General features: G+C 67.9%; 16 protein-coding genes. 7 read left to right on the forward strand and 9 right to left on the reverse strand.

Annotated features, from left to right (window positions below):
- The 3 genes from ruvB (at position 1) to JAN5088_RS12840 (ending at position 3,011) form a co-directional block, all read left to right on the forward strand.
- On the forward strand, positions 1 to 1,020 hold the full coding sequence (ruvB, locus tag JAN5088_RS12830; protein ID WP_055683185.1) for a Holliday junction branch migration DNA helicase RuvB: 1,020 nt from the start codon (positions 1 to 3) through the stop codon (positions 1,018 to 1,020).
- A gap of 66 nt (positions 1,021 to 1,086) precedes the next feature.
- A complete protein-coding gene (locus JAN5088_RS12835) occupies positions 1,087 to 1,734 on the forward strand; it encodes a DsbA family oxidoreductase (RefSeq protein ID WP_055683186.1) in 648 nt (215 codons plus the stop codon).
- Between the two features lie 101 nt (positions 1,735 to 1,835).
- Entirely contained in the window at positions 1,836 to 3,011 is a 1,176-nt protein-coding gene (locus JAN5088_RS12840) for a multidrug effflux MFS transporter (RefSeq protein WP_055683360.1), read from the forward strand.
- Positions 3,012 to 3,016: 5 nt separating this feature from the next.
- Here JAN5088_RS12840 and mfd read toward each other — a convergent pair whose 3' ends face one another.
- Positions 3,017 to 6,499 carry a transcription-repair coupling factor gene (gene mfd / locus JAN5088_RS12845; RefSeq protein ID WP_055683187.1) on the reverse strand — a complete coding sequence of 1,161 codons (3,483 nt, stop codon included), beginning with the start codon at positions 6,497 to 6,499 and terminating at the stop codon, positions 3,017 to 3,019.
- A 42-nt stretch (positions 6,500 to 6,541) separates the two neighbouring features.
- A complete protein-coding gene (locus JAN5088_RS12850; RefSeq protein ID WP_233489776.1) occupies positions 6,542 to 7,129 on the reverse strand; it encodes a component of SufBCD complex in 588 nt (195 codons plus the stop codon).
- A gap of 64 nt (positions 7,130 to 7,193) precedes the next feature.
- Here JAN5088_RS12850 and hemB point away from each other — a divergent pair, with 64 nt between their 5' ends.
- Positions 7,194 to 8,198, forward strand: coding sequence for a porphobilinogen synthase (hemB, locus tag JAN5088_RS12855; RefSeq protein WP_055683188.1), 1,005 nt, complete (start codon positions 7,194 to 7,196; stop codon positions 8,196 to 8,198).
- A 186-nt stretch (positions 8,199 to 8,384) separates the two neighbouring features.
- Complete coding sequence (locus tag JAN5088_RS12860; RefSeq protein ID WP_055683189.1) at positions 8,385 to 8,591, forward strand: cold-shock protein; 207 nt, start codon at positions 8,385 to 8,387, stop codon at positions 8,589 to 8,591.
- 104 nt (positions 8,592 to 8,695) lie between these two features.
- On the opposite strand, the gene JAN5088_RS12865 is transcribed toward JAN5088_RS12860, so the two are convergent.
- From JAN5088_RS12865 to JAN5088_RS12875, 3 genes are all read right to left on the reverse strand, one after another.
- Positions 8,696 to 9,709 carry a sensor histidine kinase gene (locus JAN5088_RS12865; protein ID WP_055683190.1) on the reverse strand — a complete coding sequence of 338 codons (1,014 nt, stop codon included), beginning with the start codon at positions 9,707 to 9,709 and terminating at the stop codon, positions 8,696 to 8,698.
- A gap of 104 nt (positions 9,710 to 9,813) precedes the next feature.
- Positions 9,814 to 10,464 carry a peptide-methionine (S)-S-oxide reductase MsrA gene (gene msrA / locus JAN5088_RS12870; RefSeq protein WP_055683191.1) on the reverse strand — a complete coding sequence of 217 codons (651 nt, stop codon included), beginning with the start codon at positions 10,462 to 10,464 and terminating at the stop codon, positions 9,814 to 9,816.
- Positions 10,465 to 10,530: 66 nt separating this feature from the next.
- Positions 10,531 to 10,962: a MarR family winged helix-turn-helix transcriptional regulator gene (locus tag JAN5088_RS12875; protein ID WP_055683192.1), complete on the reverse strand. Its 432-nt coding sequence runs from the start codon at positions 10,960 to 10,962 to the stop codon at positions 10,531 to 10,533.
- Between the two features lie 76 nt (positions 10,963 to 11,038).
- On the opposite strand from JAN5088_RS12875, the gene JAN5088_RS12880 reads away from it, so the two are divergent.
- Entirely contained in the window at positions 11,039 to 11,485 is a 447-nt protein-coding gene (locus JAN5088_RS12880; protein WP_055683193.1) for a hypothetical protein, read from the forward strand.
- An 83-nt stretch (positions 11,486 to 11,568) separates the two neighbouring features.
- The gene (locus tag JAN5088_RS12885; RefSeq protein WP_055683194.1) at positions 11,569 to 12,360 is read left to right on the forward strand and encodes a cyclase family protein; all 792 of its coding nucleotides are present in this window, start codon (positions 11,569 to 11,571) and stop codon (positions 12,358 to 12,360) included.
- An 81-nt stretch (positions 12,361 to 12,441) separates the two neighbouring features.
- On the opposite strand, the gene rpsD is transcribed toward JAN5088_RS12885, so the two are convergent.
- The 4 genes from rpsD to JAN5088_RS12905 all read right to left on the reverse strand — a co-directional run bounded on the left by rpsD (position 12,442) and on the right by JAN5088_RS12905 (position 17,070).
- Complete coding sequence (rpsD, locus tag JAN5088_RS12890) at positions 12,442 to 13,062, reverse strand: 30S ribosomal protein S4 (protein ID WP_055683195.1); 621 nt, start codon at positions 13,060 to 13,062, stop codon at positions 12,442 to 12,444.
- Between the two features lie 372 nt (positions 13,063 to 13,434).
- The gene (locus tag JAN5088_RS12895) at positions 13,435 to 13,938 is read right to left on the reverse strand and encodes a lipocalin family protein (RefSeq protein WP_055683196.1); all 504 of its coding nucleotides are present in this window, start codon (positions 13,936 to 13,938) and stop codon (positions 13,435 to 13,437) included.
- Between the two features lie 8 nt (positions 13,939 to 13,946).
- Positions 13,947 to 14,612 (reverse strand): ligase-associated DNA damage response endonuclease PdeM, encoded by a 666-nt coding sequence (pdeM, locus tag JAN5088_RS12900; protein WP_055683197.1) that lies wholly within the window; start codon positions 14,610 to 14,612, stop codon positions 13,947 to 13,949.
- A 40-nt stretch (positions 14,613 to 14,652) separates the two neighbouring features.
- The gene (locus JAN5088_RS12905; protein WP_055683198.1) at positions 14,653 to 17,070 is read right to left on the reverse strand and encodes a ligase-associated DNA damage response DEXH box helicase; all 2,418 of its coding nucleotides are present in this window, start codon (positions 17,068 to 17,070) and stop codon (positions 14,653 to 14,655) included.
- Positions 17,071 to 17,083: the final 13 nt, after the last annotated feature.

Below are 17,083 nucleotides of genomic sequence, written 5' to 3' on the forward strand. Positions count from 1 at the left end.
ATGGCCCGTGACCCCCTTCTCGACCCCGCCGTGCCCGACGACGTGCCGGACGACCGAGCGTTGCGGCCGCAGACCCTGGACGAGTTCATCGGGCAGGCCGAGGCGCGCGCGAACCTGCGCGTCTTCATCGAAAGTGCCCGGCGCCGAGCCGACGCGATGGATCACGTGCTGTTCCACGGACCGCCGGGGTTGGGCAAGACGACGTTGGCGCAGATCATGGCGCGGGAACTGGGGGTCGGGTTCCGCATGACCTCCGGCCCGGTGCTGGCCAAGGCGGGCGATCTGGCCGCGATCCTGACCAATCTGGAGGCCCGCGACGTCCTGTTCATCGACGAGATCCATCGTCTCAACCCGGCGGTGGAGGAAGTCCTGTATCCCGCGCTGGAGGATTTCGCGCTCGACCTGGTGATCGGGGAAGGGCCGGCCGCGCGGACCGTGCGGATCGACCTTCAGCCCTTCACGCTGGTGGGGGCGACGACGCGGCTCGGTCTTCTGACGACGCCGCTGCGCGACCGCTTCGGAATTCCCACGCGGCTGGAGTTCTATACCACGGCCGAGCTGCACCAGATCGTCACGCGGGGCGCGCGGCTGATGGGTGCCCCGGCCAGCGACGACGGCGCGCAGGAGATCGCGCGCCGCGCCCGCGGCACGCCGCGCATCGCGGGCCGCCTGCTGCGCCGGGTCGTCGATTTCGCCGTGGTCGAAGGCGACGGCACCGTCACGCGGGCGATCGCGGACCGGGCGTTGACGCGGCTGGGCGTCGATCATCTGGGCCTCGATTCCGCCGACCGGCGATACCTCGGGCTTATCGCCGAGAACTACGGCGGCGGGCCGGTAGGGATCGAAACCATCGCCGCCGCTCTGTCGGAGTCCCGCGATGCGCTGGAGGAGGTGATCGAGCCCTATCTGCTGCAACAGGGCCTGATCGCTCGCACGCCGCGGGGGCGGATGCTGGCGCACAAGGGCTGGACGCATCTCGGGCTCGACGTGCCGCGCGGACAGACCGACCTGTTCGGCTGAGACACCGGGGTTTCCCCCGGCGCCCGGCGGGCCTAGTGTCCGCCCGACCCGACCCAGAGAGCCGCAATGATCAAGCTCGACATTCTGTCAGACCCCATCTGTCCATGGTGCTACATCGGCAAGGCGCATCTGTTCCGCGCGTTGCAGCGGCACCCCGACCACCCGTTCGCGCTCGAATGGCATCCGTTCCAGCTCAACCCCGACATGCCCGCGGGCGGCATGGACCGGCGCGCCTATCTGGAGGCGAAGTTCGGCGGCAAGGACGGGGCCGTGCGGGCCTATGCCCCGGTGGTCGAGGCGGCGGAGGCGGCGGGGCTGACCATCGCCTTCGACCGGATCGAGCGGACGCCGAACACGCTTGACGCGCATCGCCTGATCCATTGGGCCGGGTTGGAGGGGCGGCAAACGCCGGTCGTGCAGGCCCTGTTCGAGGGGTATTTCGAGAAGGGCCGCGACATCGGCGACCGGGATACGCTGGTGGCGATTGCCGCCGAGTCCGGGCTGGACGGCGCCATGGTCGCGCGATTGCTCGCGTCGGACGCGGATGCGGAGGACATGCGCGTCCGCGACGCCCACGCGCGTGACCGTGGCGTGACCGGCGTGCCGACTTTCGTCGTGGACAACCGCCATGTGTTGCGCGGGGCGCAGCCACCGGAGCTTTGGGAGCAGGTGATCGCCGAGATCCTGGAGCAGCTTCGGACAGGCGAGGCTTGACGCCGCCCGAACCCGACGCGCCTGCCGTTCCGCAGGCGCGCCCCGAAGCGCCGACGCCGCAGCCGCCGCGACCGGCGGCCCGCGCGTCGCAGGCCCTGTCGATGCCCGAATTCGTGGCCCTGATGGCGATGCTCTCGGCCACCATCGCCTTTTCCATCGACGCCATGTTGCCCGCCCTGCCGCAGATCGGGCGCGAGTTGTCGCCGGGCAACCCGAACGCGGCACAACTCGTTATCGTGGCCTTTGTCGTCGGCATGGGGGCGGGCACGCTGTTTACCGGGCCGCTGTCGGACGCGGTCGGGCGCAAGCGCGTCATGCTGGGAGGCGCCTTCCTCTATTGCGTGGGCGCGGCGCTCTGCACCGTGGCACCGACGCTCGAGACGATGATCGCGGGGCGCATCGTGCAGGGGCTGGGCGCGTCGGGTCCGCGTGTCGCGGCGCAGGCGATGATCCGCGATCTTTACGCCGGACGGGCCATGGCGCGGGTGTCGAGCTTCGTGATGATGACCTTCACGCTGGTCCCGGCCATCGCGCCGCTGGTCGGCGCCCTTATCATCGCCGGGTTCAGCTGGCGCGGCGTGTTCTGGGCCTTCGTCGTGTTTTCGGCCGCGACGGGCCTCTGGCTTCTGATCCGGCAGCCCGAGACGATGCCGCCCGCGCTGCGCCGCCCGCTCAACGTCACGCGTCTGCGGCTGGCCGCGGCGGAGGTCTTCGGCGATGCCAACGTGCGTCGCGCCATCGCCGTCCAGACGCTGGTCTTCGCGATCCTGTTTGCCTGCATCACCAGCGTGCAGCCGATCTACGACCTGACGTTCGGCCGCGCCGACAGCTTTCCGCTGTGGTTCGGCATCGTGGCGGTGCTGGCCGGCTCAGCCTCGTTCCTCAATGCGCGGCTGGTGGTGCGGTTGGGGATGCTCTGGCTGATCCGCCGGTCGCTCTCGACGCATGTGGCGCTGTCGGTCCTGCTGGCGGGCGCCTGGATCGCGGGCATCCTGCCCGAAGGGGCACTGTTCCCGGCGTTCGTGGTCTGGCAAGTGGCGACCTTCGCGCTGGCAGGCCTCAGCATCGGGAACCTGAACGCCATCGCGATGCAGCCGATGGGCCACATTGCCGGCATGGCGTCGTCGGTCATCTCGGCCACGGCAACCATCGCGGCCATGGCGCTGGTGGTGCCCATCGGTCTGGCCTTCGACGGAACCCCGCTGCCGCTCATCCTGGGATCCCTGGCCTGCGGTGCGGTGGCGCGACTGCTGTCGCAGGCTTTGGCGGAGGGCTGAACGCCTCAGTCCGCCCGAACCTTCGCCGCCCCCGCATGAACGGCGAGGTCGCGCGCGATGGAGAAAGCGCCCTTGATCCGGTCGGCCTCCGACGCGAAGTCCTGCGCGATCACGAGCTTGTCGCCCTTGATCTTCGCCGCGCCCTTCTGCTCCTTGATGAAATCCACCAGACCTTCGGGGCGGGCGAACCTGTTGAGGTGGAACTCCACCGTCGCGCCCTTGCCACCCACGCTCAGGCGCGAAATGCCCGCCGCCTTGCAGAGCGCCTTGATGCGCACGACCCGCAACAGCACGTTCACCTCGCGCGGAAGGGGACCGAACCGGTCGATCAGTTCGGCCGCGAAACCCTCCAGCTCCACCTTGCGGTCGAGGCCCGACAGGCGGCGATAGAGGCCCAGGCGGAGGTCAAGGTCGGGCACGTAGTCCTCGGGGATCAGGACCGGCACGCCCAGGTTGATCTGCGGCGACCAGTCGTCGGACAGCGCGTCGGGCAGGTCGGCCTTGCCCGCCTTCAGCTTGTCGATCGTCTCCTCCAGCATGGACTGGTAGAGTTCGAACCCGACTTCGCGCATGTGGCCCGACTGTTCGTCGCCGATGATGTTGCCGCCACCGCGCAGGTCAAGGTCCTGGCTCGCGATATTGAACCCCGCGCCGAGCGCGTCGATGGAGCCCAGCACCTTCAGGCGCCGCTCCGCCTGCGGCGTCAGCTTGGCGCGCGGCTTGGTCGTCAGGAACGCGTAGGCCCGTGTCTTGGACCGTCCGACCCGCCCCCTGATCTGGTAGAGCTGGCTGAGCCCGAACATGTCGGCGCGCCAGATCACCATGGTGTTGGCGGTCGGGATGTCGATGCCCGACTCGATGATGGTGGTGGACAGCAGCACGTCGTACTTGCCGTCGTAGAAGGCGTTCATCCGCTCGTCGAGATCGCCCGCCGCAAGCTGCCCGTGCGCGATCACATGGGTCAGCTCCGGAAGCTGTTCGCGCAGGAAGGCCTCCATCTGCGACAGGTCGCCGATGCGGGGGACGACGACGAAGGACTGGCCGCCGCGATAGTGTTCGCGCAGCAGGGCCTCGCGCACCTGCACCGTGTCGAATTCGGAGACATATGTACGGATCGCCAGGCGATCGACCGGCGGCGTGCCGATGATCGACAGGTCGCGCACCCCGGTCAGCGACATCTGCAAGGTGCGCGGGATGGGCGTGGCCGACAGGGTCAGGACATGGACGTCCGACCGCATCTCCTTCAGGCGCTCCTTGTGCGTCACGCCGAAGTGCTGCTCCTCGTCGATGATGAGGAGTCCGAGATCGGCGAACTTCACCTGCTTGGCCAGCAGGGCATGGGTTCCGATGGCGATGTCGACGGTGCCGTCGGCGATGCCCGCGCGCGTCTCGGCGGCCTTCTTGGCCGGCACGAAGCGCGACAGCTGGCGCACGCTGATGGGCAGGCCGCGGAACCGGTCCTCGAACGACTTGGCGTGCTGGCGGGCCAGAAGCGTCGTCGGCGCGATGACGGCAACCTGCTTGCCGCTGGTCGCCGCGATGAAGGCCGCGCGCATCGCCACCTCGGTCTTGCCGAAGCCCACGTCGCCCACGACCAACCGATCCATGGGCCGGCCGGAGGCGAGATCGGTCGCCACGTCCTCGATGGCCTGCAACTGGTCGTCCGTCTCCTCATAGGGGAAGCGGGCAGCGAAGGTCTCCCACATGTCGCGCGGCGGCTCCAGGATGGGGGCCTTTCGCAAGGCGCGTTCCGCCGCGATCCGCATCAGGCGCTCCGCGATCTGGCGGATGCGCTCCTTCAGGCGGGCCTTGCGCGCCTGCCATGCCCCGCCGCCCAGCTTGTCGAGCAGCCCCTCCTCCTGTCCGAAGCGGCTGAGAAGCTCGATGTTCTCGACAGGCAGGAACAGACGGTCGCCGCCCGCGTATTCCAGCGTCACGCATTCATGGGGCGCGCCCGCGGCCGTCACCGTCTCGAGCCCGACGAAGCGGCCGACGCCGTGATCGACGTGGACCACCAGGTCGCCCACCGACAGGGCCTGCGCCTCGGTCAGGAAGTTTTCGGCCCGGCGTTTCTTCTTCTTGCCGCGGATCAGGCGTTCGCCCAGCACGTCCTGTTCGGAGATGACGGTCAGCCGGCCCTTTCCGACCGGCCCCTCCCACCCCCGGTCCAGTGCCCAGACGGCGAGCCCGACCTCGCCCTTCGCCACCTCCTCCAGCCGCTTGACGGCGCGCGCGCCGGTGACCCCGTGATCCTCCAGGAGGCCCTGCAACCGCTCCCGCGCACCGCCGGAGTAGGAGGCGATGACCACCCCGCCGTCGCCGCGCTTGTCGGCGATATGGGCGGCGAGGGTGTCGAACAGGTTGACGTTCTCGAGCTGCCGCTCGGGTGCGAAGGACCGGCCGATGCGGCCGCCCGCGTCGATGACGCCCGGCCCCGGCGCGGTGGGCAGGGGCGACAGGTGCAGCGTGCGGATATCCGACAGGGCGGCATCCAGTGCCTCGGGCGACAGGTAGAGCGTCTCGGGGCGCGCGGGCTTGTAGACGGAATCGACGCGACCCTTGGCCACCATCGCCTCGCGCCGGTTGTCGTACATGTCGGTGATCTGAACCCAGCGTTCGTCGTGATGCGCGGGGGTCGCATCGTCCATGACGAAGGTGGCGTCGGGCAGGTAGTCGGGCAGCGTCTCCAGCGTCTCGTGGAAGAAGGGAAGCCAATGCTCCATCCCCTGCGCCTTGCGGCCCGCGCTGACGGCCTCGTAGAGCGGATCGTCGGTGCCGGCGGCGCCGAACTCGATGCGATAGGTCTGGCGGAAGCGGGTGATCGCGGGGCCGTCGAGAATGACCTCGGACACCGGGGCCAGTTCGATCATCTTGAGTTGTTCGGTCGTGCGCTGCGTCACCGGATCGAAGCGGCGCAATCCGTCGAGCGTATCGCCGAACAGGTCGAGCCGGACGGGCGCGGGCTGACCCGGCGGCCAGATATCGATGATCCCGCCGCGGGGCGACCAGTCGCCCGGCTCCATCACGGTAGGCGTCTGGCTGAAGCCCATCCGCACCAGGAAGTCGCGCAGCGCCGCCTCGTCGATGCGCTGGTCCACACGGGCGGCAAAGCCCGCGCCCTTGAGCGTTGCGCGCGCCGGAAGACGCTGCGTCACGGCAGAGAGCGTCGTGAGCAGGATGAACCTGCCGGTGAACCCATGCGCCAGCGCCGTCAACGTGGCCATCCGCGTGGCCGAGATCTCGGCGGCGGGGGAGACGCGATCGTAGGGCAGGCAGTCCCAGGCCGGGAAGCGCAGGACGGTGACGCCCGCCTGATGCGCGCGGATCGCGGCGGCCATCGCCTCGGCCCGCTTGTCGTCGCGGGCGACGTGGACGACCGGCTTGCCGCCCTCCAGCTCGCGCAGCAGGACGCGGGCGTCGAAACCCTCCGGCGCGCCGCCGACGCGGATGTGGCCCTGCGGCAGCGGTGAGGGGGAGGTGTCGGACATGAAGCCGTCAGGTAAGCGACCCGGCCCCGGTGTCAACCGCCGTCAGTAGCCAAGCACGTTGACGTTGAGGTTGACCCACATGCCCCACATCGACGTCACGAAGATCGACACGATCCCGATGCCCTGGATCCACCGGCGCGTGCGGGCCAGAAGGTTGCCCAGATCGGCAGGCTCCAGCCCCCCGACCCGCCGTGCGGCGCGCAGCGTGATCCAGCCCACGATCGCCAGCGGCAGGAACAGGCACAGGATGGCCTGCGCGAATTCCACCCCGTAGACGAAACCCAGAAGCAGCAGCGTGGTCAAAAGGAAGAAGCTGAAGCCCGTGGTGATGAGCCCGGTCTCGTCGGCGATGAAAAGGATGCGGCGCGCGTTGATATTGGCGAGGACATGCATGTCGCCCAGCGATTGTTCATGCCCTCGCGCGGCCCGCCGAACCATGTCGAAGGGCACGCCGACGACCCAGTGCGAGACCGTCGACCACAGCACCGCCAGCACGATCCAGAACCAGAGGTTCGAAAAGGATCGCAGGTCGATGGCCTCCATGGCCAGTTCGAGGAAGAAGAAGTCCAATGTCTCGCAGTCGCTTTCGCCGGTCGCGCCCATGTCGCCCGGACCGGTGGGAAATGGCAAGGCGGGGATGGTTGATCCCCGGGGCCGGGCATGGCACCGAAGCGGGGTGTCGCAGAGGTGCATCATGACGGACCACGCCCCCTTTCCCCGATCCCGTCCGCGCCGCCTGCGCCGGACTCCCGCCCTCCGCGCCCTGGTACGCGAGGCACGGCTGTCGGCCGACGACCTGATCTGGCCCGTCTTCGTCTGCGACGGCGAGGGCGCCACGATGGAAGTCGCGTCGATGCCCGGCGTCATCCGCCGGTCGGTGGACCTGACGGCCGAGGCGGCGGAGGAGGCGTTCCAGGCCGGCATCCGCACCATCTGCCTGTTTCCCTACACCGACGCCGCGCTCAAGACCGACGATTGCGCCGAGGCGTGGAATTCCGACAACCTGTCGAACCGCGCCACCCGCGCCATCAAGGCGGCCGTGCCGGGCATGTCGGTGATGACGGACGTGGCGCTCGACCCATACAACGCCCAGGGGCATGACGGCATCGTGCGGAACGGTGTCATCGTGAATGACGAATCGGTCGAGGCGCTGGTGCGGATGGCCATGGCGCAGGCAGAGGCGGGGGCGGACATCCTGGGGCCGTCGGACATGATGGACGGGCGCATCGGCGCGATCCGCACCGCGCTGGAGGAAGCGGGGATGCAGGACGTGACGATCATGTCCTATGCCGCCAAGTATGCCTCGGCCTTCTATGGCCCGTTCCGCGACGCGACCGGATCGTCGGGCGCGCTGACCGGCGACAAGAAGACCTATCAGCTCGATCCCCTCAACGCCGAGGAAGGGCTGCGCTGCGTGGCGCGCGACCTGGCGGAAGGCGCGGACATGGTGATGGTCAAGCCCGGGATGCCCTATCTGGACATGGTGCGCCGGGTGAAGGACGCCTTCGCCGTGCCGACCTTCGCCTATCAGGTATCGGGCGAATACGCGATGATCCGGGCGGCGGCAGGCAACGGCTGGATCGACGGCGAGCGGGCGATGATGGAAAGCCTGATGTCGTTCCGCCGGGCGGGCTGCGACGGGGTGCTGACCTATTTCGCGCCGGAGGCGGCGCGCCTGATCCGGGCAGGCTGGGAATAGGGCCACTTGGCGGACAGCCGCCGATTGCGCGCGACCGCCTTGCATCGCTCCGGGAATCCCGCCATGTGGAGTTGGCGACGTTAATGCTATCGACGACACTGCTCCTTTCGGTTCAGACTTTCGATCTAACACTGACCGAGCCGACCTGCCGCATTCCGCGGGCAGCACTGACAAGGAGTATCGACGATGGCAACTGGCACCGTCAAATGGTTCAACACCACCAAGGGCTTCGGCTTCATCGCCCCCGATGGCGGCAGCAAGGATGTGTTCGTGCACATCTCTGCCGTCGAGCGCGCGGGCCTGACCGGCCTGGCCGACAACCAGAAAGTGACCTTCGACATCGAGCCCGGCCGTGACGGCCGCGAGAGCGCGACCAACATCGCGCTGGCCTGATTTCGCGCCGCCCCTCGGGGCGGTCGCAACGGTCGAAATGGCGTCCCCAAGGGGGCGCCATTTTTTTTGTTCCCGATGTGTGATGGCAAGTAGCGCGTAGTCGGTCAGGAAGCGACGGCGCCGTCGGAAACGTCGGCCTGCGGTCGGACCGGGACTGAGATCTCGTATCGATAGTCGTCCTTGCCGAACTCCCGCCGGGCCGTGCCGCGCAACTGCGACGGCACGATCTGGTCGAGGATCATCGACCCGAAACCGCTCCGCTCCGGCGGCTGCACCGCGCCGAGGCCGTTTTCCTGCCAGCGCAGGGCATAACCGGTGTCGGCCAGCCGTTCCCAGTCGATGGCCAGCTTGCCCGCCCCGCTACGGAGCGCGCCGTGCTTGACGGAATTGGTCGTCAGCTCGTGGATCGCCATGGAGATCGACTGCGCCTCCATGGCCGTGAGTTCAATCTGCGGACCCGTGATGGTGATTTGCCGCGATCCGGGTTCGTGGTAGTCGGCGAGCTGCCTGGTGACGACGGCGTCGAGGGTCAGCCTGTCCCAGTTGCCGCCCGTCAGGTCGGCGTGGATGCGGGCGAGCGCCTGGATGCGCCCTTCGAAGCGCGACAGGAACGTCTGCAGATCGTCGGAGGTCGCGGCGGTGCGCTTGGCGATGACCGACACCAGGGTCAGGAGGTTGCCGACCCGGTGCTGCAATTCCGCCGTGATCGCGTCCTTGAGTTCCTGCGTTCGGACCAGGTCGGTCACGTTCTGGGACTTCTGGATTATGAAATCGATGGACCCGTCCGCCTCGACGACGGGCTCATGCCGGCAGGTCCACCAGACCTCCCGCATTCCCGAAGGGGCGTCCGCGTCGGGGATGGCATAGGGCAGGCGTTCCACCACGGTGGGCTCGCCGTCAAAGGTGGCGCGAAAGGCCGCTTCGATCGGTGCACGATGGACGGATTGGCCGGGAAAGGCATCGAACACATGCTGTCCGCGAATGTCGTCCAGCGTCCGGCCGACGGCGTCGAGATAGGCCGCATTCGCGGTGACGATCCCCCACGACCGATCGAGCACCAGAAGCGGCACCGGTGCCATCCGAAACAGCGCCTCGAAATCGGGTCCGTCGTCGGCCATCGCAATCCCCATATCCAATGGCGGATTCATAGCCTATCGCGCGGTTCACGCAAGACGGGTCATGCAGCGGTGCAAGGCCGGCGTTCCGGCCTTGCCGGCCTGGTTCAGACCGCCACGCCGACCGGGCAGGTCACGCCCGTGCCGCCGATGCCGCAATACCCGCCGGGATTCTTGGCCAGGTACTGCTGGTGATAATCCTCGGCATGATAGAAGGGCGGGGCGTCCACGATCTCGGTCGTGACGTCGCCGTATCCGGCATCGCGCAGCCGTTCGGCAAAGACCTCGCGCGATTTCCCGGCGGCCTGCTTCTGGGCATCGGAATAGGTATAGACCCCCGACCGGTACTGCGTGCCGACGTCGTTGCCCTGCCGCATTCCCTGCGTCGGATCGTGACCTTCCCAGAAGGTGCGGAGCAGGTCGTCATAGCTGATCCGTTCGGGGTCATAGATCACGCGCACGACCTCGTTGTGGCCGGTGCGGCCGGTGCAGACCTCCTGATAGGTCGGGTTGGGGGTGTAGCCGCCGGCGTAGCCCACCAAGGTCATGTGGACGCCGGGCAGCTTCCAGAACATCCGTTCGACCCCCCAGAAGCAGCCCATGCCGAACATGGCTTCCTCCATCCCGTCGGGGACGTCGTTCGACAGGGGGCGGTCATACACGAAATGGGTCTTTGCCGTCGGAACCGGCGTGTCGCGGCCGGGCAGGGCGGTGTCCTGCGACACCATTTCGGCCTTCTTTCGTTGGAACAGCATCATGATTTCTCCTTCCCCGTTGATATGGGGTCGCGTGGCGTCCTTGGCGAGGGGGGCCTTGAAGGTGCGTCACCCTGGCGTCTCTCCGGCAAGCGCCTTTCGCATCAAGGCGACGAGCTGATCCCGTTCTTCCAGCGTCAGACCGGCCAAAGCCGCCTCGTTCTCGGCTTGGGCCGCGGCGATGGCAGGCTCGCGCAGGGCGCGGGCACGTTCGGTCAGGAAGACCCGCTGCGAGCGACCGTCTGCCGGGTCGCGGCGGCGCAGGATCATGCCGTCGCGTTCCATCCGCGACAGCGTGTTGGCCATCGTCGCCTGTTCGATGTCGAGCCGGGTTACGAGATCCTTCTGGGTGAGGCCGTCCGTTTCCCAAAGCTCCAGCAGGGTCGGGAAGGTGCCGGTGGTCAGGCCCAGCGGTTTGATCCGCGTCGTCAGGCCCCGCGCGAACACCCGTGCGAGGTGGTTGATGAGGTATCCCGCCGATCCATCCTTCAAGAACTCCAAGGGTTGCCTCCTGATTGCATAGCTGGCTATCTAAAATTAGATAGCCAGCTATACACCTAGGAGGAAGATCCAAGCAATGACCAAGACACTCCATCCGGTCGCCGGCAGCACCGCCCTGCTGACCATCATGATATTCTGGATCGTGACCGTCTCGTCCGAGGTTTCGGGCAATGCGGACTGGGTCATGGCCGTCAAGACGGCGATCCCCTGGGGGTTCATCGTCCTCGTCCCCGCGCTCATGGCCACGGGCATCAGCGGCATGCACCTGGGTGCCGGCCGGCGCGGCGCGCTGCTGGCCCGCAAGCGGTGGCGGATGCAGGTGATCTCGGCGAACGGATTGCTCATCCTCGTGCCGTCCGCCTTGTTCCTTGCCATGCGGGCACAGGCCGGACAATTCGACGCCGCGTTCTTCGCGGTTCAGGGGGTCGAGCTTGCGGCCGGCGCGGTGAACATCGCGCTCCTCGGTTTGAACATGGCCGACGGGCTTCGGATGACGGGCAGGTTGCGTCGACGCGCCGCCTGACCCGCGCCGGCGTTGATCGGGATGCGGCCACATGGAAAGATCGACCTGGGCGCAATCCGCGCCGTCAATCGGGGAGTTCGACAATGCGACATCACCTGAAGACATGGACCATCACCGCCGCGCTGATCCTTCCGGGGCCGCTGGCCGCCCAGGACATGACGGCCGGCCGTTGGATCGACCTGACGCACCCCTTCAACGCCGACTCGGTCTACTGGCCGACCGCCAAGATGTTCGAGCAGGAGGAGGTCTTCGCGGGCCATACCGACGGTGGCTGGTACTATTCCGCCTACAACTTCTCGGCCGCGGAACACGGCGGCACCCATCTCGACGCGCCGATCCATTTCGCCGAGGGCGGCAGCACCTCCGACGCCATCCCGGTCGAGCAGATGATCGGACCGGGCATCGTGATCGACGTGACCGCGCAATCCGAAGCGGATGTGGATTATCTTGTGACCGCCGACGACATCCGCGCCTTCGAGGCCGAGCACGGCGAGATCCCGCAAGGCGCCGTCGTCCTGCTCAACACCGGGCGCGCAAGCCTCTATCCCGACCGGGAGCCCTACATGGGCACCGCCGCGCGGGGCGAGGAGGCGGTGAAGGACCTGCATTTCCCCGGGTTGGGCACCGATGGCGCGATCCTGCTGGTCGAGCGGGGGATCGGCGCGGTGGGCATCGACACGCCCTCCATCGACTACGGCCAATCAGCCGACTTCGCCACGCATGTGGAGCTGATGACCAACGGCATCCCCGCCTTCGAGAACGTGGCGGACATGTCGGACCTGCCGCCGACCGGGTCCACCATCGTGGCGCTTCCCATGAAGATCGAGGGAGGCTCGGGCGGGCCGCTGCGGATCGTGGCGCATTTGTCCGAATAGCGAAGGGAACGAAGGAAAAGGGGCCGCTTCAATTGAAGCGGCCCCCGATTGTCGTCCCGATCCGTGGCCCGCAGGCCGCGATCAGTTCTGGGCGTAGTATTCGATGACCAGGTTCGGCTCCATCAGCACCGGATAGGGCACATCCGACAGGCCCGGGGCACGGACGAAGGTCGCGGTCATCTTGGAATGGTCGACCTCGATATAATCGGGGACGTCCCGCTCGGCCAGCTGCGTCGCTTCCAGCACGACGGCCAGTTGCTTGGACTTGTCACGAACGGCGATCACGTCGCCCTCCTTGACGCGGTAGGAGGCGATGTTCACGCGCTGGCCGTTCACGGTCACATGGCCGTGGTTCACGAACTGGCGGGCGGCGAAGACGGTCGGCACGAACTTGGCGCGATAGACCACGGCGTCGAGACGACGCTCCAGCAGGCCGATCAGGTTCTCCCCGGTGTCGCCCTTGACGCGGGCGGCTTCGGCATAGATGCGCTTGAACTGCTTTTCGGTCAGGTCGCCGTAGTAGCCCTTGAGCTTCTGCTTGGCGCGCAGCTGAAGGCCGAAGTCGGACATCTTGCCCTTGCGGCGCTGACCGTGCTGGCCCGGGCCGTACTCACGACGGTTGACGGGCGACTTGGCGCGGCCCCAGATGTTCTCGCCCATGCGACGGTCGAGCTTGTACTTGGCAGACGTGCGTTTGGTCACGGCTGATCTCCTCTGGACTGAGGGCGTTGTCCTTTGGCCAAAGCCCGACAGGCATCCCCTTGCGGGGGCCACCAACACCAATGGAAGCCGCCTGTTATGGCGCAATGGACGGGCTGTCAACAGCGCGTGCGGAACCCGCGGAAAGGGGTATGCGGGTGGCGGGAAAAATTCCATCCACCCGCGCCTGAACGGTCGAAACGACTTGTGCGCTCGCACATGCCCCCGACATGTTCTGCCCCTTCGAAATCGGCTGTTTTTATTGCCCTTTTGCGACCACTGCCCGGTCGATGGCCGACATTAGACCGCCTGTGAATCGCGCGTCAAACCCCGATTCGCGCCCGATTCGCAATTCCTTGAAAACGAGTCGTATTTTTATGGGGTGTTCCCGAAGACGAGTGCGTCGGTGTCGAACCCGTTGAAGTCCAGCACCTCGATCGCGGCGCGCAGACGATCCACGGGGGCACGCGGCGTCCGGTCCAGGATCGCCCCGCCCCGCCCGTCGGCCCGAACCAGCACCGCCGTCCGGTATCCGTCGTCGGCCCATAGAACCCACTTCTCTGTCGTGGTGCCGTCCTGCGTCACCCTGAGCCGCCCGAGCGGCGCGACGCGGGCGGTGCCGGTTGCCGTCGGCTCACCGTCGCAGGAACGGCGCAGGGTCATGGTGTCGCCGGCAGCCGCCCAGTCCGTCACGGTGTCGGGGCAGGCGGCCCCCCCCGGTTCGGGGAAACGGGCGACGTGATGCCAGCGACCGGCAAAGCGCGCGGCGTCGAAGTCGGCCTTGGAGGCGATCGGCACGGCCGGGTCACGCCAGATGCGCGGCGCCTCCGGCGCGGTGCCGCAGGCCGAGAGAAGCAGAACAAGGGCGATCGCGCGCATTCCCCGTCCTAGCGCGGCATCGGGATTTCGACCATCGGAAGCCCGGCCAGTATCGCCCGCGCCCCCGCGCCCATCAGTTGCGACAAGGCACGGTCCCGCGTCCGCAGGCCGCCGGTATAGGTGCCATAGGCAGGCAGGATCAGCCGCCGGTCGTCGCGCAGGAAACAGGGACGGGACACCGCGCGTCCCCGCACCGACAGGCTGGCCTTTGGGTGATAATGGCCGGATACCTCGTGCCGGCCGTCGTCCGTGGCGACATGCCGGAAAGTCACGGCGCCGCAGGTCACGCCATCGGCCGCGTGCCCGCCAAGGCCCGTGGGCGCCGGATCGTGGTTTCCCGTCACCCAGGTCCAGTCGCGCCCGGCCATCGTCGCAGCCAACCTGTCGCGCACGTCCTGCGGCAAGGCGGCGGCGGCATCCATGTCGTCGAAGCTGTCGCCCAGGCTGATGACGGCGGCCGGGTCTGTGGCGGCGATATCGGCGTCGAGCCGGGCCAGCGTCTCGACGATTTCATAGGGCGGAAGCAGGGAGCCGCCGCGCCGGGCCATACGCTCCGACTTTCCAAGATGCAGGTCGCTCACCACCAGAAGGCCGGCGGCGGGCCAATGGAGCGCGCCGGACGGCCGGGCGACCATCCGTTCCCCGGCAAAAGTGAAGGCGTGTCCGTTCCCCATTTGTCTTCTGAATCACGCCGCGCCGCCGGGCGCAAGCGCGTCAGTCGAGGGTCAGCCCCGCCTCGGCCATCAGCCGCCCGGCTTCCTCCTGAATCAGGCGGCCCTCGGCGGCGCCCTTGATCGGCACGCGTCCCATCTCCAGAAACAACGGCGCGGCCAGCGGCGACACACGCGGCAGGGCCACCTGATCGATGCGGTCGCCCACGGTATCGAGGAGCAGTTCGACCCGCCCGAAGTCGATATGGCCGCGCATCGCCTCCTCCTCGGTGATCGACAACATCAGGTGATCCGGGTCGTGACGGCGCAGCGTGTCGTAAAGGATGTCCGACGAGAACGTCGCCTGCCGCCCCGATGACCGCTTGCCCGGAAAGTTCCGGTCGATCAGCCCTGCGACGATCGCGGCGTTGCGGAAGGTGCGTTTCATCACCGCGTTGCCGTTCAGCCACCCGTCCAGCGCCGCATGGATGCCGTCGTGCGCGAGCAGCGGCGCAACGTCCTCCACCGGCCGCAACCCCCAGATCAGCACGGCGTAGTCGGTGGCGACGAAGCCCAGCGGGTCCAGCCCGGCTTCCTCCATCCGCCGGGTGACGAGAAGGGCGAGCGTCTGGTGTGCATTGCGCCCCGCGAACCCGTAAAGGCACAGGTGATGGCGCCCGTCGCGGGGGAAGGTCTCGACCAGCAGGCGACCCGGCTCGGGCATGCGCGAGAACCTGGCCTGAAGCTCCAGCCATTCGCGCGTGTGGTCCGGGAACCGATCGAAGTCGCCCCGATGCAGGATCTGCTGGATACGCTCGGCCAGTTGCACCGAAGTTGACCACTTGTACCCCATGAAGGTCGCGATGCGCGGCTCCCGGCTGGGGTTGGGGCTGACCTCGACCGTCATCTCGCGCATGGATTCGAAGCGCACGACCTGTCCGCCCATCAGGAAGGTGTCGCCGGGGGTCAGCGTGGCGGCGAAGCCTTCCTCGATCTGGCCCAGCGGCATTCCGCCCCGCCCGCGGAACCTGACCTTGAGCGTGTCGGTATCGATGATGGTGCCCAGGTTCATGCGGATCTGCCGCGCCGCGCGCGGGTCGCGCAAACCCCAGATCCCCGGCGCCCGCTCCTTCAGTCGCTGATACCGGTCATAGGCCCGCAGCGCATAGCCCCCCGTCGCCACGAAATCGAGACAGCGGTCGAAGGCGGCCCGGCTCAGCATGGAATAGGGGCCGACGGTCCGCACCTCGGCGAACAGGTCGTCCTCGTGGAAGTCGCCGGCGCAGGCCACGCAGGCGATGTGCTGGCAGAGCACGTCCCGCGGCCCGTCCAGCCGAAGATCGCCGTCGAGCGTGCCCTCCCGCGTCGCGTCCAGTGCCGCCAGGCATTCCACCACCTCGAACCGGTTCGCGGGCACCAGCCGAGCCTTGCTGGGCGCGTTGTAGCGGTGGTTCGCCCGCCCGATCCGCTGCACCAGGTTCTTGACCTTCTTCGGCGCCCCGATCTGGATCACCAGGTCCACGTCGCCCCAGTCGATCCCGAGATCCAGGCTGCCGGTCGCGACGATGGCGCGCAGCCTGCCGTCCACCATCGCCTGTTCGACGCGCAGCCGCGCCTCCCTCGACAGGGCGCCGTGATGGATGCCGATGGGCAGATCGTCCTCGTTGGCGAGCCAGAGATGGTGAAAGAAGATCTCGGCCTGCGCCCGCGTGTTGTGGAAGATCAGCGTCGTCCTGTGCCGCCGCACCTGTTCCAGAACGTCGGGGATGGCATAGCGCCCGCCCGCGCCCGCCCAGGGCGGCGCCTCGGTCGTCGACAGCATGGCGATGTCGGGCGGTGGCCCCGGATCGGCCCGCAGCACCGGGCAGGGGTCGGGATGCCGCGCGAGGTAGTGCGCGATGACGGCGGGGTCGTCGACCGTCGCAGACAGCCCGACGCGCCGAAGGCCCGGCGCCAGCGCCTGAAGGCGGCTCAGGCAGAGCATCAGCTGATCGCCGCGCTTCGATTCGGCGAGCGCATGGATTTCGTCCACCACGACCCGCTGCAAACCCGCGAAGGTGCGGGCGGCATCGGGATAGCTGACCATCAGCGCCAGCGACTCCGGCGTCGTCAGCAGGATGTGCGGCGGGTCTGCCCGCTGGCGTTTCCGCTGCGCCTGACCGGTGTCGCCGGTCCGGTCCTCGACCCGGATGGCGAGGCCGGCCTCCTCGATCGGGATGGCGAGGTTGCGGCGGATATCGTTGGTCAGCGCCTTGAGCGGGCTGACATAGAGCGTGTGCAACCCCGGCCGGTCGCCTTCGGCCAGTTCGACCAGCGTTGGCAGGAACCCTGCCAGCGTCTTGCCGCCCCCCGTCGGCGCAATCAGCAGCAGCGAGGGCGCGTCCTTCCGGTCCAGCATCTCGACCTGATGGGGATGCAGCGCCCAGTGACGGCGGGTGAAGAAACCGGCAAGCGCAGGCGGCAGGGCAGGGGGTGGCGTCATCCCCCGCAGCCTA

Origin of the sequence: Jannaschia rubra, assembly GCF_001403735.1 — a bacterium.
GTDB lineage: Bacteria > Pseudomonadota > Alphaproteobacteria > Rhodobacterales > Rhodobacteraceae > Jannaschia > Jannaschia rubra.

Bases quoted from the DNA above. Each gene is read 5' to 3' on its own strand.
- JAN5088_RS12880 (WP_055683193.1), top strand. From the start codon at position 11,039: ATGACCAAGACACTCCATCCGGTCGCCGGCAGCACCGCCCTGCTGACC.
- JAN5088_RS12865 (WP_055683190.1), bottom strand. From the start codon at position 9,709: ATGGCCGACGACGGACCCGATTTCGAGGCGCTGTTTCGGATGGCACCG.
- msrA (WP_055683191.1), bottom strand. From the start codon at position 10,464: ATGATGCTGTTCCAACGAAAGAAGGCCGAAATGGTGTCGCAGGACACC.
- pdeM (WP_055683197.1), bottom strand. From the start codon at position 14,612: ATGGGGAACGGACACGCCTTCACTTTTGCCGGGGAACGGATGGTCGCC.
- JAN5088_RS12905 (WP_055683198.1), bottom strand. From the start codon at position 17,070: ATGACGCCACCCCCTGCCCTGCCGCCTGCGCTTGCCGGTTTCTTCACC.
- JAN5088_RS12860 (WP_055683189.1), top strand. From the start codon at position 8,385: ATGGCAACTGGCACCGTCAAATGGTTCAACACCACCAAGGGCTTCGGC.
- hemB (WP_055683188.1), top strand. From the start codon at position 7,194: ATGACGGACCACGCCCCCTTTCCCCGATCCCGTCCGCGCCGCCTGCGC.
- JAN5088_RS12840 (WP_055683360.1), top strand. From the start codon at position 1,836: ATGCCCGAATTCGTGGCCCTGATGGCGATGCTCTCGGCCACCATCGCC.
- mfd (WP_055683187.1), bottom strand. From the start codon at position 6,499: ATGTCCGACACCTCCCCCTCACCGCTGCCGCAGGGCCACATCCGCGTC.
- JAN5088_RS12835 (WP_055683186.1), top strand. From the start codon at position 1,087: ATGATCAAGCTCGACATTCTGTCAGACCCCATCTGTCCATGGTGCTAC.
- JAN5088_RS12895 (WP_055683196.1), bottom strand. From the start codon at position 13,938: ATGCGCGCGATCGCCCTTGTTCTGCTTCTCTCGGCCTGCGGCACCGCG.
- ruvB (WP_055683185.1), top strand. From the start codon at position 1: ATGGCCCGTGACCCCCTTCTCGACCCCGCCGTGCCCGACGACGTGCCG.
- JAN5088_RS12885 (WP_055683194.1), top strand. From the start codon at position 11,569: ATGCGACATCACCTGAAGACATGGACCATCACCGCCGCGCTGATCCTT.